Consider the following 15,401-nt stretch of genomic DNA (forward strand, 5'->3'; position numbering starts at 1 on the left):
CCGCTCATGCGCCGGGCCGAGCGAACGCTCGAGGTAGCCGCTCATGCGCCGGGCGCCCGCGGCGCGCGGACGTGGACGGTCGAGCCGATACGCCACCAAGGTACGGAGACGGTGGTCTCGATCGCACCGCCCAACCGCACCAGCAGGTCGTCGTGCAGTACCAGCTCACCCTCCGGCTCCGTCAAAGTGAACAGTTGGCGCAGAACGACTCCCAACGGTTCCGCCGCCCAGGTCGTGCGGCGACCCGCGCCGAGCACCTCGGCGGTGACGGACTCGGAGACCAGCGGCAGATCCAGCAGAGTAGCCAGGGCCGAAGCGGTTTCGACATCGCCCACCACCAGCCGGTCCGACGGCACTGCCAGGCCGAACCACGGCTGGTCGAGAACGAAGGCGTCACCGGAATCGATCACGGCGCCCGAGAGCGCGCGCACGCGGTCGGGCGGTTCGAGGTCGGTGAGGTCGAGCCGATCCGCGGCGACCGCAGCGGCCAAGCGGGCATGCGTGCGCGACACGACGTCCGGCATAAGCGTTGTCGCCGGGTCGGCGAGCGCATCCAGTAATGCGGCGCCCAAGTCCTCGGTGATCTGGTCCGGGTTCGCGAGAACGGCGCGGTACGCGTCCGCGTCGATATCGACGAAAGTAGGCAGCAGGCCGGCGAATTCGGTGTCGGCGGGGTGGCGGAGCAGGCCGAGCGGGATGCCTTCGACGCGCGCGTGTCTGCGTAGCCACCATGCGGTGTAGCCGTCGGCGTCCCCGAGCAGGCTGCGGGTGCGTGGCGTGGCGGCCAACTGCCGCAACGCTTCCGGCCATGCCGCGTCGTCCACCAGGTCGAGGTCGCGGACCGCCGCCAGCTCCGGCGGATCGTCCAGAAGGGTCGACCACCAGTGCGCCTCTTCGTCCAGATCGTGGTCCGGGCCGGTCGGATCGGCCTCGACGACCACGCTGAAATCCCAGCCGACGCCGACGGCGCGCAAGGCGTCCTCGCCGTAACGATCGACCAGATCAGGGTCCACCGTGCCGAACGGTGCGTCCGAGACCAGCAGATCGCGCAGCGGAGCGCCGGGCAACAGCAGTTCGTCAGCGGGCACCAATTCGCCTTGCGTGTTGGGTAATTCGAGCAAACCGAGCCAAGACGGCAACGTGGCAGGATCGGCGTGCGCGGCAAGGCGGAGAATGGCGTCGGCAGTGTCGGGCTCGCCGGGGTTGTCCTCCAGGTCGGCGCGCAAACCGGGGTCGCTCAACAGGTCCTCGGCGGTGGCCGATCGCGCGCCGAGCCGAGCGAGCAGCGGGTGCGCCGCCTCGGGATGCACCACTCTGGCCCAGTGCACCGGGATCGCGACCTCGAGCTGATCGTCCAATACCACCGTGCGCGGCCCGGTGACCAGCCTGCCGTCGGCTAACGGAACCGCCAGCGCGCCCAGCTCTTCGGCCGCGAGCGGATCCACCACGAACAGCTCCAGCGCGGAGTACAGCGACTGCCACCAGGTCGGCGGTCGCTCCAGTCCGCCTGACAGTTCCGCGAGGCGCGCCAAACCGAGGCGGTGCACGTCCAGCACGTTCATGGCCTCCGCCTGCGCACGGCCGGAGAGGTCAGGGATCGCCAATGGGCCGACCACGTCATCGAGCAGGGCGGCCAATTCCTCGGTGAGGCCGGTGAATACGTGCGTGCTGGTCGGAATCGCGACGTGCGTCGAGCTGCCGAACAAGTCAACCGGTTCGCCGACGAGCGCATCGGCTGGCGCAGCGACTTCCCCCGCCTGCTCGCCGGTGGAGGTTGTGGCGCCGGCATAGGGCTCGCGCGCAATCGGGTCGAGATGCGGAAGGGCTCCGGTCAGCCCTTCGGGCGCGGTGTGCCGACGCGTGGCAACGACAGGCAGCCACGGCTGGGTCTGCAGCTCGCGGATCAGAGCTTCGCGGATCAGACCGTCGGCCTCGCTGCGCGCGAAACCAGGCGCCGGGACGAGCACGAGGCGGTCGCGGGGCGGGAGCGCGCGGGCGAAATCCGCGTAGCCCTCCGCCAACTGGGCCAGGCGGGCGCCAGGCAGCAGCCTGCGGCGATCCGGCTGCATGGGGATGTCGGCAATGAGCAGGGCGGGGAGGGAGAGCTCTTCGTCCGACCTGGTCGGCGCCCGCAGCACATCCGGCGCGGCCGCCACCGGCTTGCCGTCCCGCACCGGCAACAGCCAGCGGGCGCGCGACGCTCGGTACTGCCACCACGTCCGCTGCTCGCTGCCCGGACCGTCGACGTACACCTCGTGCAGTCCGTCACCCATATCCTCAGCACTGCTGAGGAATTCGTCCCCACCGATGCGGATGTGGTGCAACGGGGGCAGTTCCAGCAGCAGGTCGACGGCTTCTTCCCGCATCCCGGCGAGTAGCGTTTCGACGTCCACATCGTCACGCAGGCGCAGCACGACTTCCGCGTCCAGCCCCTCCGCCGGAGTCGCCTCGACGGGCCAAGCCAACCGCAGCACCGGAGGGGCAAGCTCGCCGCCGTCTGCGGCGGGAATTCGGATATCGCTGTGGCGCAGGGCATCCCGGGTCAAATCGCGAGAGAACCGCAGCGACCCGGTGGTGGAACGCAGCTCGACATCCTCGCTCACCGCGAGGACCGCGGTGAAACCGACACCGAACCTGCCGACCGTGCCGACGTCGGCTTTCCCCGACGCGCGCAGCGCGGTGAGCGCTTGTACGCCGGAGAGATCCAGCGGGGCACCGGTATTGCCGATGTGCAGATCACGGCCGACGAGGCGGACGACGAGGCGACCGGAAACGCCTGCCTTGGCCGCGGCGTCGGCGGCGTTCTGCGCCAACTCGGTGAGCAACCGGTCGCGGTACCCGGCGCGCACCAGGTCGGCTTCGGTGGCGGCGTCCTCCCGCAACCGGGTCGGCGAATCACGCCATGCGGCGAGGACCGCCGCACGCAGCGCCGATGTGCCGAATGGATCGGCGGTCTCGGTCAGCTCCGCGGCGATGACTGGGACTCCGGCCGCTCCTGGGAACCCGACTCGTCACCGGCGTCCTGCTCGGTGGCCGAACCTGCCTGCGCACCAGTCTCCTCCGACTCTGCTACGCCCTGCTCTGGAGCGGGCTCGGCGGCCACAGCCTCGGTAGCCGCCGACTCCGGCGCGGTAACGGGCTCGGCGGCGTCCGCTTTCCCTGCGGGTGCGCTCTCATCGACGATCCGGGGCTCGGCCCCGGGTCCCCGCTCGGACGCCCCGGACGTCTCCGCGGCGGCACTATCCGGTCCTGCCGCGTCCATCTCGCCGGCATCGACGGAGGACGCATCGCCATCCCCCGCGTCGGCGGCGGCATGCTCGGGACCTTCGCCCGCGGACGTCGACGCGGCAGCTGTCGAAGGCGCGGTGGAAGAATTCTCCTCGGCGGCGCCAGGCTCCGGCTGGACCCGCTCCGACTCGATCGAGACCATCTCGAAGGCGGAGTCGTCGTACGCCTCGTAGAGCGGGGAGCCGCCACCGGTGGGGAGCACCGTGTCGGAATGGGCACCGCAGCCATAGGCGACGTGCACGACGCGACCGTCGGCGCCCATGGCGTTGCCGCAGACGCCGAACGCGGCGCGCAGCGCCCCGGCCAATGGCAGGTAGAAACCACAGAGTCCGCAAGTGGATGGTGCGGACTTGGCCATCTCGGAATCGGGTCCATGTTCGGCGTACCAGCGCTCGGCGGCCTCTGCGCGACCTTCCCGGCTCATCACCTTGGTACGGCCGAGGCCGACCTCGTAGCCGACCTCGTCAACCACCGGGTCTCCGGTAGCGACATAGCCGGGCACCAAGCGCGGATCGTCGGCGGGCGGGGCCAGCAGATCTCCTGGCGCGAGGTCACCGGGCCTGATCCGCTGCTCCCACGGCACGAAGTCGGGCGCGACCAGGGCATCGGGCCCTGGCAACAACGCCGACTCGCTGACCGTCGCGTAGTCCGCCTCCGGCGGGGCCGCCACCACAACCGCCCACTGCCACCCGCGATAACCAGGCAAGGTGGCCTCGAACCGGTGGGTCGCCGCGTTCTCGTCCTCGGCGGTCACGCCGAGATGCGTGCCGACCGCTGCTGGTTCCAACTCCAGGAGCGCACGGCGGGCCAGGTCGACGGCATCAGCCAGGATCGGCCGCACGCCGGACTCCGAAACAGAAACTGCGCTCACGGTCTACATTTTGCCGTATGGAGCGCGACAGGCGTTCGTTGGCTATCGGTGCCCTGGTCGGCTTGCTCATTGTGAGCGGATGCGGCGACGCCGGGGACACGACACCCAGGATGAATATCGAGGTGGTGGGCACCAGGCCGCACGACCCGGAGGCGTTCACCCAGGGACTGGAAATCGATGGCGACATCCTCTACGAAGGCACCGGCCTGCCGGGCGCGTCGAGCGTACGCGCGTCCCACCTCCCGGCTGGCAATGAACTGGCCAGGGCGCAGCTGCCCGCCCCCTACTTCGGCGAGGGCGTCGCCCTGGCCGCGGGCACGCTGTGGCAGCTCACCTGGCAGGACCACGTCGCCATCGCGAGAGACCCCGGCACCCTGACCGAGCGCGGCAGGGCCTCCTACGACGGCGAAGGCTGGGGTTTGTGCGCCAGGACCGGGCGATTGGTGATGAGCGACGGCACCGACCGGCTGACCTTCCGTGATCCGGTCACCTTCGCACCGACCGGCTCGGTCCGGCTGACCAGCCATCACAACGCCCGCCTCAACGAACTCGAGTGCGCGGCGGACGGTTCGGTCTACGCCAACGACTGGCCCACCGACACTATCGTGCGCATCGACCCGGAGTCCGGCCGCGTGCTCGCGACCATCGACGCCGCCGGTCTGCTCCCTGCGAACGCGCGGGTGAATGCCGACGCGCTCAACGGCATCGCCCAGCTGCCCGGCACCGACCGGTTCCTCGTCACGGGCAAGAATTGGCCGACCATGTTCGAAGTCCGCTTCACTCCGGCTCGAGCGCAACCGGCGGCAGCGAGGACGGTCTCACCTTTCATCGACATCCACGGAGCGCGGGTGAACGCCCAGTACGGAAGTACGACAGAATTGACGGCGTGACTACTCCCCGCGAACCTTCCGGTCCCGACCGTGATCGGTGGGAAGGCGAGGAGCACCCGCCGATCGAACGGCATCCCGGCTTCGACCGGTATCCGCCACCCAACACACCGCGCCGCCGCGGGCCGCTGCCACCGCTCGGACCGGACTCGGGAAACACCGCGCGTGCGTACGACGACCGGCGGCTGGACGCGGAGACCCGGCGACACGAAACACCGCCCGGCTCCGAGTACCCGGAGACCCGGCGCCTGCTGAGCGGGCGACGCGACGAGCACGGTCCGACACCGCGCCGCGTGTTTCCGAGCCGCCCGAAACGCGCGCAGCACGCCGAACCGGACTCCACCGAACCCGCTGGTCAGCGGTCGAGCGAGCCGGAACCGCGGGAAACCCCGACTCCGCCCGGCACCCAGCGCTCCCCTCGCAAGCTGACAGTTACCCGGGTCGCCGCCATGCGCGGCAGGCAGCTGACCGAGAAGGGGATCGCGACCTTCCAGCGTGCGGCCAAGGCGGACGGCGCGGACGAGTCGGGCCTCACCGCGCTCACCTACGCGACCATGGCGAACTTCGCCCTCGACGCGGCCATCGCGGTTGCCCTGGCCAACACCCTGTTCTTCGCCAGCGCCACCGCTGAGAGCAAGACGAAAGTCGCGCTGTACCTGCTGATCACGATCGCACCGTTCGCGGTGATCGCTCCGCTGATCGGCCCGATGCTCGACCGCCTGCAGCGTGGCCGACGACTGGCGCTCGCGACATCGTTCGCCCTGCGTGCGGTCGTAGCGGTCGTGCTGATCCTCGAGTTCGACACCTGGGGGCTGTATCCGCTCGCACTGTGCATGATGATCGGCAGCAAATCGTTCTCGGTGTTGAAGAGCGCGGTGACGCCGCGCGTCCTGCCGCCCGATATCGATCTGGTCCGCACCAACTCTCGGCTGACCGTGTTCGGTCTGGTCGGCGGCACCATCGGCGCGGGGGCGGTGGCCGCGCTCGCCGCGAGCATCGCCGGTTCCAACGGGGCGCTGGTCTTTGCGATGCTGATCGCCTGCGCGGGAACCTATCTGAGCCTGCGTATCCCGTCCTGGGTCGAGGTCACCGAGGGCGAGGTCCCGGCGACGCTGAGCTATCACGGCCCGGACGCGCGCACCCAGGTGCTGGCCTCCGCCAAGGAGTCGGCGGTGCCGCCGACCAAACGCAGGCAGCCGCTGGGCCGCTCGGTGGTGACCGGCCTATGGGGCAACAGCGCCATCCGCGTGCTGACCGGCTTCCTCACCTTCTACGTCGCATTCGTCGCCAAGGCGACCGAGCATCGGCCGGTGCAGCAGGCCGCCATGCTCGGCGTGGTCGGTGCGGCAGCGGCCGTCGGCAACTTCACCGGTAACGCGACCGGTGCACGGCTCAAGCTCGGCAAACCGTCGCTGATCGTGCTCGGTTGCACCGCGGCCTGCGCATTGGTCGCGCTGTTCGCGACGTTCGCGAACAACCTGCTCGGTGCGGCGCTGGCCACCTTGGTCGCGGCCGGAACGAGCGCGTTGGCCAAGGTGTCACTGGACGCCGCGATTCAGGACGACCTTCCGCCGGAGTCGATCGCGTCCGGCTTCGGCCGCTCCGAGACGGTTTTGCAGCTCAGCTGGGTGATCGGCGGCGCGGCGGGCGTGCTGCTGCCGACCGACTATTGGAAGGGGTTCGCGGTTGTCACCGCGATACTCGTGATCGGCCTCGTGCAGACCTTCGTCAGCTTCCGGGGGCACTCGCTGCTGCCCGGCCTCGGCGGTAACCGTCCGCAGCACGCGGAGCAGGAGGTCCCGACGGCTCGGCCGGTGGGTCACTCCACGAGCACATACCGCGAGCAGGGCCCGAGCGGGCCGCGCCGCGGCGGCGACACCACACGGATCCAACGAGGGCAAGGAGACCCCATCTGGTGAGCAAGCTCAACGCACGCACAATCGTCGCGCTGGTCGCGGCCGCCCTGCTCGTGCTCACCGTCGCCTTCGTCGGCGTTCTGGTGGTGCTGGTTCGCAATGCCACCGAACCCGACGTCATGATCACCGCCTACGCGCATGGCAAGACGGTCACCGTCCGGCCGTTCAGCTATTGCACCGTGACCATGCAGGACTGCCGCATCCTGCCCGAGGGCAATGCGGAGGGCACGGTGTTCGCCACCCTGCCCTGCGACCAGCAAACCCCGGATTGCCACCGTGGCCGGACGGTCGAACTGGAGGTCCCCGCCGGTTACCCGTTACAGCTGTCGCTGCCGAAGAAGATCGCCGACGCACCATGGCTCGCTCAGCTCGTCTACGTCCTGCCCACCGGCGAGAAGGTGGATCGGGTGATCAGCCGCAACGACTACCCGGATGGCGCCCTTGCCCTCACCATCGATTCCAAGCCGGAGCCCGACCTACGCCTGATCGGCGTCGAACTCCAGCTCCCGATCCTCGCCCGCGACGAAACCGGCAAGGAGTTCTACGTCCCGCACGCCGCTTGGTCGATCAGCACCGTCTGATCGACCGCGCCTGCGGCACTGCGTGTTCGCGGCCCCTTATGGCCCGCGTCCGAGCGGGCGCGACGCGCAACTGCGTCGCATGCGCTTCGCCCACTCGGACACGAGCCGGGCCGCGAACGGCGCTCGTAAGACTCGCACCCGACGGGGCCGGGAGGGCGTGCATCCGGCGAAAACTCAGTGATCGAGTTCGCGTGCGACCGCCCGGACGACCTCCGAGATGCGTTGCGCGGTCTTGCGATCCGGATACTTACCCTTGCGCAGATCGGGCTGCACCTTCGCCTCGAGCAGGGTGATCATGTCCTCGACCATCCCGTGCAGCTCGTCAGGAGTGTGCCTGCGGGCGGCGGATTCCTTGCGCGCGTTGCGTTCCTGACCCTGCCGGACCGAGGGCGGCGCCTCTAGCAGTTTCAGGCTCAGCGCCTGGGGGCCGCGGCGGCCGGCGGCCATGCCGAACTCGACCCGCTGCCCGGGCTTGAGGCCCTCGACGCCCTGCGGCAGCGCGGACGAACGGACATAGACGTCCTCACCCTCGTCCTGGGAAAGGAAGCCGAAGCCCTTTTCGACGTCGTACCACTTAACCCTGCCGGTCGGCACTGCGCTCACCCGTTCATTGTCGAAAGCTCGGGCCCCACCGGCCCGAGCGCATCCGTCTAGCGGACCTGTCCCGCGGCGGCGCCGCGACCGGTCCTTTCTCTGTGCGAAAAGAACGCGCCCAGCAGGATTGCGGGACGCGGTTGTTTCGAGTCTACCCCGGTGCGAATAACGCAAGCACACCAGTTTTACGGTCGAGCGGTGACGAACCCCTCCGCTCCGACCCCCTCCGGTGGCGTGCCGCGCAGGTCCGGGGATTGGCTGCTCCGACTCGCGCTCTGCCTGTTCGCGCTGGGATTACTGGCAATCATCGCCATCTTTCTGACGCCGGTGCTCACCGACGGTGAGCCAGGTCTGTGGCTCTACTTCGGGGCCCTGCTCGCGCCCCTGGGGTTCGTGGTCGCGCTCGTGTTCGCGCTGCGTTCCGGTCGGCGATCACGCTGAACCGGAGACCTTTCCTCCGCTGGCTCGCGAACCGGTTACCCCGGGCGATCGTTACCCACGCCGTAATGTGATCCTCGTCACATTACGAGAAGGTCACAAAGCGGTGACAGAGCCTCATCGGCGTGACGGCGGGCTTCCTAGCTGCACAGAAGCCGTGCTACCCCGATCGATATCGTGCCGAGACCCGCCCGTACACGCCGGTTACCAAATGGTGATTTTTCGCGGCGATCGACGTACGGTCTTATCCAGCCGGGACAACCGGCTACAACCGGCCCGCCGCACCGAACCTCGCCCCGCGGGTACCGGACCCCGACGGATATGTAGGGGCGAGGGCGGAACGGACGACCTCTCAGTCCGAACCCGGAGCCGAAGCCTCGCAGGTGCGTCGAGAGGAAGACGAACCCGATATGAGTGGACGCCATCGCAAGCCAAGCTCGACCGGCCGCACGGTAGCCAAGGTTGCCGTCACCGGGGCCATGATCGGCACCGCCGGTGTGGCACTCGCAGGCAACGCCAGCGCGGCACCCGACTCCGACTGGGATCGACTCGCTCAGTGCGAGGCCGGCGGCAACTGGGGCATCAACACCGGCAACGGTTTCCAGGGCGGGCTGCAGTTCTCGCCGGGCACCTGGCGTGCTCACGGTGGCCAGGAGTACGCCGCCACCGCCAACCAGGCCAGCCGCGAACAGCAGATCGCCGTCGCCGAAAAGGTGCTCGCCTCGCAGGGCTGGGGCGCTTGGCCGTCCTGCTCGTCCTCGCTGGGCCTGAGCAGCGCACCCACCCAGCGCAGTGCTCCCGCCACCACCGAGACCCCGCGCTGGAACCCCGCGCCACAAGCCGCTCAGGCTGCGCCGGAGGTCAACTCCCAGCAGGTCTTCTCAGCCGTCGACCGTGCCCTCGAGGTCGTCAAGGGCCAGGGCGTGCAGGTGCCCAAGGAGGCCCTCGACTTCGTCAACGCCGCCAAGGCGAGCGGAGTCATGCTCGACCCTGCGATCGTGAACTTCTACGAGGCGAACAAGGGTCTGATCCCTTCCTGATCGTTACACCAACGAAGAAGGGCCCCGCATCAACGAGGATGCGGGGCCCTTCTTCTTTTCCGAGGAATCACCCTACGCGCGGTCAGCGATTGATCACCGTGTTCGGGTGCATGTAGGGCAGCTGATCGGCGGGTACCGGGAATTCGGTGTCCTCGCCGTACGGCGAGAGACCACCGGAGCGGGCCGACGAGAGCTCGGTGACCGCGTGGTCGCCGTCGTCGACCTTCGGCCAGCCGTTGTCGACATAGGGTTTCTTCGATTTGTTCACCACGGCCCCATGCTAACCTGCCTCGCTCTCCCGCCTCTCCGCAATCAAGGCCGTACTGGTCGGGTGAGGCAGGGTTCGCGTTCAGGTCCTACGTTGGGTGCCGCTGGGGTTTTGGGCGTCCGCGGTGAGTTACCCATGTGCGTGCGAAATCAACTGTGGCGTGACGGATCGGATCACCCGGCCCGTAGCGTCGTAGGGTGGACGAGATGACCGCGACCGACTCCCTTGCCGGATGGCTCGGTGCCCGCAGTGATGCCCAGCTAGTGATGCTGCTGCAACTCCGGCCCGACCTGGCTGTGCCGCTGCCTTCCTCGATGGCGGTGCTCGCCGCCCGCGCCGAACAGCGCGCGTCGGTGCTGCGCGCCACCGAGGACCTGGACACGCTCGAATTCGCCATCCTGGAAATCCTCGCGGTCCATGGCGTGACGCACACCGACCAGGACCACACGCCGCTGCGCCGCGACGAGCTGCAAGTGCAGCTGAGCGGACGAGCGCCGTCGACTGCGATCGACGACGCGCTGGAACACCTGACCGCTCGCGCCCTCGTCTGGACCGACGACGACGAGCTGCACCTGATCCCGGCGGCGTCCGAGGCGCTGCCGTGGCCGATCGGCAGCGCGACCGAACTTCCCGACGCCCTCACCGAACCCGAGGTGGTCGCCGCCCTCACCGAGCTGGCCCCCGCCGAACGCGCCCTGCTGGACAAGCTGGCCGCGACGGGCCCGCGCGGACGCACCAAGGACGCTGCGCCGGGCACCCCGTCCGACCGCCCGATCCAGCGTCTGCTGGCGCGCAGGCTGCTGCACTGGATCGACGACGAGACTGTCGAGCTTCCCGTTACGGTCGGCCAGGTGCTGCGCCGCGAACCGGTCACCAACCCGCATGCACTGACTCCGCCGGAGCCGCGCTCGACCAAGTACACGCCCGCCGAGGTGAACGCGGTCGCGGCGGGTGAGGTAGGCGAGCTACTGCGACACTGCACCGACGTGCTCGACGTGCTCGGCCAAGCCCCCGCCCCTGCCCTGCGGGCAGGCGGTCTCGGCGTACGGGAGCTGCGCCGTATCGCCAAGCAGATCGGCGTCGAGGAGCCGAGGGTCGCTCTGCTGGTCGAACTGCTGGCGGCGGCGAAACTCCTCGAAAAGGGTTTGCCGGAGCCACCGCCGGAATTCGATTCGACCGACGACTTCTGGGCGCCCACCCCGGGTGCCGACGCCTGGCTGGCGGCGCCGTCCGCACGGCGCTGGGCCGCGCTCGCGCTTGCCTGGCTCGACTTGGACCGGATGCCGTGGATGATCGGCATGCGCGACGCCAATGACAAACCATTGGCGGCCCTATCGCTGGAGCTGCGCACCCCGCACGCACCGCGCGACCGGCGCGCGATCCTCGGCTTGCTCACAGAGTGCTCGTCGGGCACCGCGCTCGACCCGGCCGACATCGGCCGGGTGCTTGCCTGGCGGCAGCCGCGCCGACGCAGGCACTTCCGGCCGGAAGTTGTCGAGCAGACGCTGGCCGAGGCGGCCGCGCTCGGCTTCGTCGGCCGCGGCGCGCTCGGCTCACCGGCGCGGGCGCTGCTGCACGGCGCGGCGACCAGTGCGGCCGACGCCGAGGCCGAGATGGAGGCGGCGTTGCCGGAGCCGGTGGACCACGTGCTGGTCCAGGCGGATCTGACGGTAATCGCGCCGGGCCCGCTGACCACGGACCTGCAGCATCGGATCGCCCTCGTCGCCGATGTCGAATCCGCTGGTGCGGCAACGGTGTACCGGCTCAGCGAGTCCTCGGTACGCCGCGCCCTCGATGTCGGACTGACCGCGGCCGAACTGCACAGCTTGTTCGCGAAGCATTCCAGGACGCCGATCCCGCAGGCGCTGACCTATCTGATCGACGACGTGGCCAGGCGGCACGGTCAGCTGCGGGCGGGCATGGCCCAATCCTTCATCCGGAGCGACGACCCCGCGCTACTCGCCCAGGTGCTGTCCGCGCCCGTGGCGAGCGCGCTGGCGCTACGCACCATCGCCCCGACCGTCGCCATCGCCCATGCGCCGCTCGGCGAACTGCTGGAACAGTTGCGAACCGCCGGTTTCGCGCCCGCGGGTGAGGATTCGACGGGCGCGATCGTCGACCTTCGCCCCCGCGGCGCCCGGATCTCGGCACGGCCGGGCGCCAGGCAGCCATATCGGCCGACGCCGCCCAGCGCCGAACAGCTGGAGTTGCTCGTCACGGAACTGCGCGCCGGCGAACGCGCCGCCAGCGCCCGCGCCGGCCAAGCGGTGCGCCCGGACGGCACCCGCACCAATACCGCCGCGACCCTCGCCCTGCTTCAGCTGGCGGCGCGGGTGCGGCGGTCGGTGAACATCGGCTACGTGGACGCCCAGGGGGTCGCCACGCAGCGGGTGGTGGAACCGTTGAAAGTGGGCAACGGGCAGCTGGACGCACTGGACCCGGTGACCGGCGCGGTCCGGCACTTCACGCTGCACCGGATCGCGTCGGTTGCCCTGCTGGAGTGATCAGGCCTTCGGCTTGCCCGTGCAGAACGTGACCTTGGGATCCGTCTCGATGAGGCGGAAGCCGTCGGCGTCCTCACCACACAACAGTTCGTCGGCCTTGCCGTCGATCCGCTTCAGCACGCGGAAGGTCGCCTCTGACGAACCGCACTCCACGTGCTTGTATCCGGACGCGCTGCTCTCGCTGTAGCAGCTGCCTTCCTTGAAATTCGGCGCGAGGCACAGGAACGCGGTGGTACTACCGCTGAGCGTCTCCTCGTAGGAGGTGTAGTCGGCGGCGCACTCGGTCTTCTTGTCGAAGGACTGCGCGACCTTGTACACAGCCTTGTCCGATGAGCAGTCGACCGGCTCGGTCTTGGAATCGACAGCCGAACCGTCGATGACGTTGATGCAGTCGCCGACCTTCGCCTTGGCCGTGTCCGACTTGCTCGAGTCCTCGATCAACGAACAGCCGGCTACCGTGACCACCACCGCGGCCACCGCGACGAGGGCGAGCACAATCCGTGCCAGCAGCCTCGCTCCTGGAAACTTCACCTGAAAACCTCTCTCACCGAACACGTTCACGGACTCGTGAACGCGGTGAGGATACCCGCAGGATCACGGCGACCGCATCAGCTCGGCGAGTGACTCCGAGCGCCGCCTGTTTGCTACATGTGCAGGCCGTAGAGCCCGTGCGATGGACCATCGTCCGATCCCTGAGTTCTGTCTGTGGCTCCGCGTGACCGGTCGTTACGCTTGGTCGGTATGACGGTTGAGGACTTCGCAAGCGAGCTGTACGGGGTGGCACCCGCGGAGTTCGTCCCGGCGCGCACCGCCCGGGTGGAAGCGGCCAAGCGAGCGGGCGACAAGAAGCTCGCCACCGCCATCGGCAAGCTGCGCAAACCCACCGTGTCCGCGTGGACGGCGAACCTGCTGGCTCGCGAGGCGCCCGACGACGTGGACGCGCTGCTGCGACTCGGCGCGGCACTGGCCGCGGCGCAACGAGAACTGTCCGCCGACCAGCTGCGCAACCTGACCATGCAGCGGCAGCAACTGGTCAACGCGCTGGCCGAGAAGGCGGGCGCACTGGCCGCCGAGCACGGCCACCCGGTCGGCGTGAGCGTGGTGCGCGAGGTCGGGCAGACCTTGACGGCGGCGCTGGCCGAGCCGGAGGTGGCAGAGCGAGTGCGCGCCGGAACGCTCGCCACGTCGGCAACCTACGAAGGCTTCGGGCCGAGTGGACCGAATCTGGTCGCCGTGCCCGCGTCCACCAAGCGGGCGGCGCCGAAGCCGGAGGGCGACGACACCGCGCGCGAGGAGCTGGAGGAGGCGCTCGAATCAGCCCGCGCGGCAAGGGATTCGGCGCAATCCGAGTTCGATGAGGCGAACAAGCGGCTGTCCGGCGTCGAATCCCGGATCGCCGCGTTGAAAGACGAACTGACACACGTCGAAGAGCAGCGGCAGTTCACCCGGACGGCCGTGCGGTCGGCGAAGGAGCAGCTGCACAGTGCCCAGCGCCACCTGGATCGGGCCGAACGCCAGGCGGAACGGTCTCGTCAGCGCCTCGACGGCGAATAGCCCGCGCGCTCAGCTACGGAGGGTTCCCGGGAAGAGGTATTCCTCTGGGGGCGGTTCGGTGCGGTTCAACCACGCGTCGAAAAAGCCTGTCAAGTCCGCCGTCCCCGCCCTGGACTGTACGAATGCACGGAACTCCGGCATCGATGCGTTGCCGTACGCGTGCACCGCGAGGAAGTCACGGACGGCTGCGAAGAACACCTCGTCGCCGATCTGCTTGCGCAGGGCGTGCAGGAACAGCGGGCCGCGGTAGTAGACGGAGGTGAATTCTTTTCCCGCGCCGGGGTTTTCCAGCGTTATGTCCCAGAACCTGGGTTTGTCGCGATACTTCTGGACGGTCTCGCGGTAGTCGTCGTCGACGTTCTTGCCCTCCATCCGCTCCGGCCACAGGTAGTCGGCGGTGTAGCTGGCGAAGCACTCGTTGAGGCAGATGTCCGACCAGTGGCGCACCGACACCGCATCGCCCCACCACTGGTGCGTGATCTCGTGCACCACGGTTTGCAGATCGGTCCACGGCGCGTAGATCGGGCGGGTCTGGGTCTCCAAAGAGAACTGGATGTCGGCGTCCAGGTAGATGCCGCCCGCCGCCTCGAACGGGTACGGACCGTACAGGGTTTCGGCGAAGTCGAGGATCTCCGGCAGGCGCTGCTCGGTCTCCCGCTTGCCTTCCGCGTCCGACGCGAACGCGCTGACCAGCGGTGTGCCATCGGCCCGACGTTGTTCGAGGTAGCCGAACTTGTCGATCGCGACCGTGGTCAGATAGCCGAGCACCGGTTTGGTCGTTGCCCACCCGACGGTCCGCTTGTCGCCACGCACGATGTCATCGGTCCGCACACCGTTGGACACCACCTCCCACTCCGCGGGGACGGTGGTATGCAGCGCGAAGGTGGCCTTGTCCAGCGGGGTGTCGTTGAGCGGGTACCAGGTTGTCGCCGAGTGGGGTTCACCCGCGACGAAAGCGCCTCCGCTCGGGGCGAAGGTCCAGCCCGCGCCCTCGGTGTTCACCGCGGGGCCCGCGTAGTCGACGGTGACGGTGAATGGCAGGCCGGGCAGCAGCGGGAGCAGCGGGGTCACGGTCAGTTCGTGTGCACCGTCACGGACGAACGCGGCGGGCAGATGGTTCACCGACACCATGCGCACGTCCGGTCCCGCGAAGTCGAGGTTGAACATGTGCAGGGCCTGGGTGGCGACCGCCTCGATCCGGGTGGTCCCGGTGAGCTGGTGGCTCGGCGGGTCGTAGTCGATGCTGACGTCGTAGTGGCCGACGTCGTAGCCGCCGTTTCCGTCCAGCGGGTAGTACGGGTCGCCGATCCCGGGGGCGCCGACCAGTGGGTCGGCGGGAGGATCGGCGCTCGCGGGCACCGACAGCGCCGCGACGGCCACGCCTGCGACCGCGGCGCACATCCGGCCGGACAACCTCATTCGACGACCACCCCTCTCCGCCCCTTTCGGTACCAACGCAC

General features: G+C 69.1%; 12 protein-coding genes and 1 pseudogene. 7 read left to right on the top strand and 6 right to left on the bottom strand.

Annotated elements, in window-relative coordinates; translation table 11 throughout:
• Positions 1–41: 41 nt before the first annotated feature.
• The gene (locus AB4Z47_RS08125; RefSeq protein WP_441949391.1) at positions 42–2,963 is read right to left on the bottom strand and encodes a sacsin N-terminal ATP-binding-like domain-containing protein; all 2,922 of its coding nucleotides are present in this window, start codon (positions 2,961–2,963) and stop codon (positions 42–44) included.
• Between the two features lie 380 nt (positions 2,964–3,343).
• A pseudogene (locus AB4Z47_RS08130) lies at positions 3,344–4,129 on the bottom strand (DUF3027 domain-containing protein); the annotation flags it as partial.
• Between the two features lie 47 nt (positions 4,130–4,176).
• Here AB4Z47_RS08130 and AB4Z47_RS08135 point away from each other — a divergent pair.
• From AB4Z47_RS08135 to AB4Z47_RS08145, 3 genes are read left to right on the top strand one after another with little or no spacing between them, the layout of a single operon-like run.
• Positions 4,177–5,049 carry a glutaminyl-peptide cyclotransferase gene (locus AB4Z47_RS08135; RefSeq protein ID WP_441949207.1) on the top strand — a complete coding sequence of 291 codons (873 nt, stop codon included), beginning with the start codon at positions 4,177–4,179 and terminating at the stop codon, positions 5,047–5,049.
• Positions 5,046–6,965: an MFS transporter gene (locus AB4Z47_RS08140; protein ID WP_441949208.1), complete on the top strand. Its 1,920-nt coding sequence runs from the start codon at positions 5,046–5,048 to the stop codon at positions 6,963–6,965. Before AB4Z47_RS08135 ends, AB4Z47_RS08140 begins: the two co-directional genes overlap by 4 nt.
• Positions 6,962–7,543, top strand: a complete 582-nt coding sequence (locus AB4Z47_RS08145; RefSeq protein ID WP_441949209.1) for a DUF2771 domain-containing protein — start codon at positions 6,962–6,964, stop codon at positions 7,541–7,543. Before AB4Z47_RS08140 ends, AB4Z47_RS08145 begins: the two co-directional genes overlap by 4 nt.
• 174 nt (positions 7,544–7,717) lie before the next feature.
• On the opposite strand, the gene AB4Z47_RS08150 is transcribed toward AB4Z47_RS08145, so the two are convergent.
• Complete coding sequence (locus AB4Z47_RS08150; protein WP_441949393.1) at positions 7,718–8,137, bottom strand: cold-shock protein; 420 nt, start codon at positions 8,135–8,137, stop codon at positions 7,718–7,720.
• Between the two features lie 198 nt (positions 8,138–8,335).
• Here AB4Z47_RS08150 and AB4Z47_RS08155 point away from each other — a divergent pair, with 198 nt between their 5' ends.
• Entirely contained in the window at positions 8,336–8,578 is a 243-nt protein-coding gene (locus tag AB4Z47_RS08155; RefSeq protein WP_441949211.1) for a hypothetical protein, read from the top strand.
• Positions 8,579–8,985: 407 nt separating this feature from the next.
• On the top strand, positions 8,986–9,615 hold the full coding sequence (locus AB4Z47_RS08160; RefSeq protein WP_441949213.1) for a transglycosylase family protein: 630 nt from the start codon (positions 8,986–8,988) through the stop codon (positions 9,613–9,615).
• A gap of 82 nt (positions 9,616–9,697) precedes the next feature.
• Here the strand turns inward: AB4Z47_RS08160 and AB4Z47_RS08165 are convergent, their stop codons facing one another.
• Positions 9,698–9,886, bottom strand: coding sequence for a hypothetical protein (locus tag AB4Z47_RS08165; RefSeq protein ID WP_327112279.1), 189 nt, complete (start codon positions 9,884–9,886; stop codon positions 9,698–9,700).
• A gap of 203 nt (positions 9,887–10,089) precedes the next feature.
• Between AB4Z47_RS08165 and AB4Z47_RS08170 the strand changes: the two genes are divergently transcribed.
• Positions 10,090–12,387, top strand: coding sequence for a helicase-associated domain-containing protein (locus tag AB4Z47_RS08170; RefSeq protein ID WP_441949214.1), 2,298 nt, complete (start codon positions 10,090–10,092; stop codon positions 12,385–12,387).
• Here the strand turns inward: AB4Z47_RS08170 and AB4Z47_RS08175 are convergent, their stop codons facing one another.
• Positions 12,388–12,918 (bottom strand): LppU/SCO3897 family protein, encoded by a 531-nt coding sequence (locus tag AB4Z47_RS08175; RefSeq protein WP_441949215.1) that lies wholly within the window; start codon positions 12,916–12,918, stop codon positions 12,388–12,390.
• A 210-nt stretch (positions 12,919–13,128) separates the two neighbouring features.
• On the opposite strand from AB4Z47_RS08175, the gene AB4Z47_RS08180 reads away from it, so the two are divergent.
• On the top strand, positions 13,129–13,941 hold the full coding sequence (locus tag AB4Z47_RS08180) for a hypothetical protein (RefSeq protein WP_441949216.1): 813 nt from the start codon (positions 13,129–13,131) through the stop codon (positions 13,939–13,941).
• Between the two features lie 9 nt (positions 13,942–13,950).
• Here the strand turns inward: AB4Z47_RS08180 and AB4Z47_RS08185 are convergent, their stop codons facing one another.
• Positions 13,951–15,360, bottom strand: coding sequence for a M1 family metallopeptidase (locus AB4Z47_RS08185; protein WP_441949217.1), 1,410 nt, complete (start codon positions 15,358–15,360; stop codon positions 13,951–13,953).
• Between the last annotated feature and the right edge of the window lie 41 nt (positions 15,361–15,401).

This window comes from Nocardia sp. 2TAF39 (assembly GCF_052114905.1).
Classification (GTDB): domain Bacteria; phylum Actinomycetota; class Actinomycetes; order Mycobacteriales; family Mycobacteriaceae; genus Nocardia.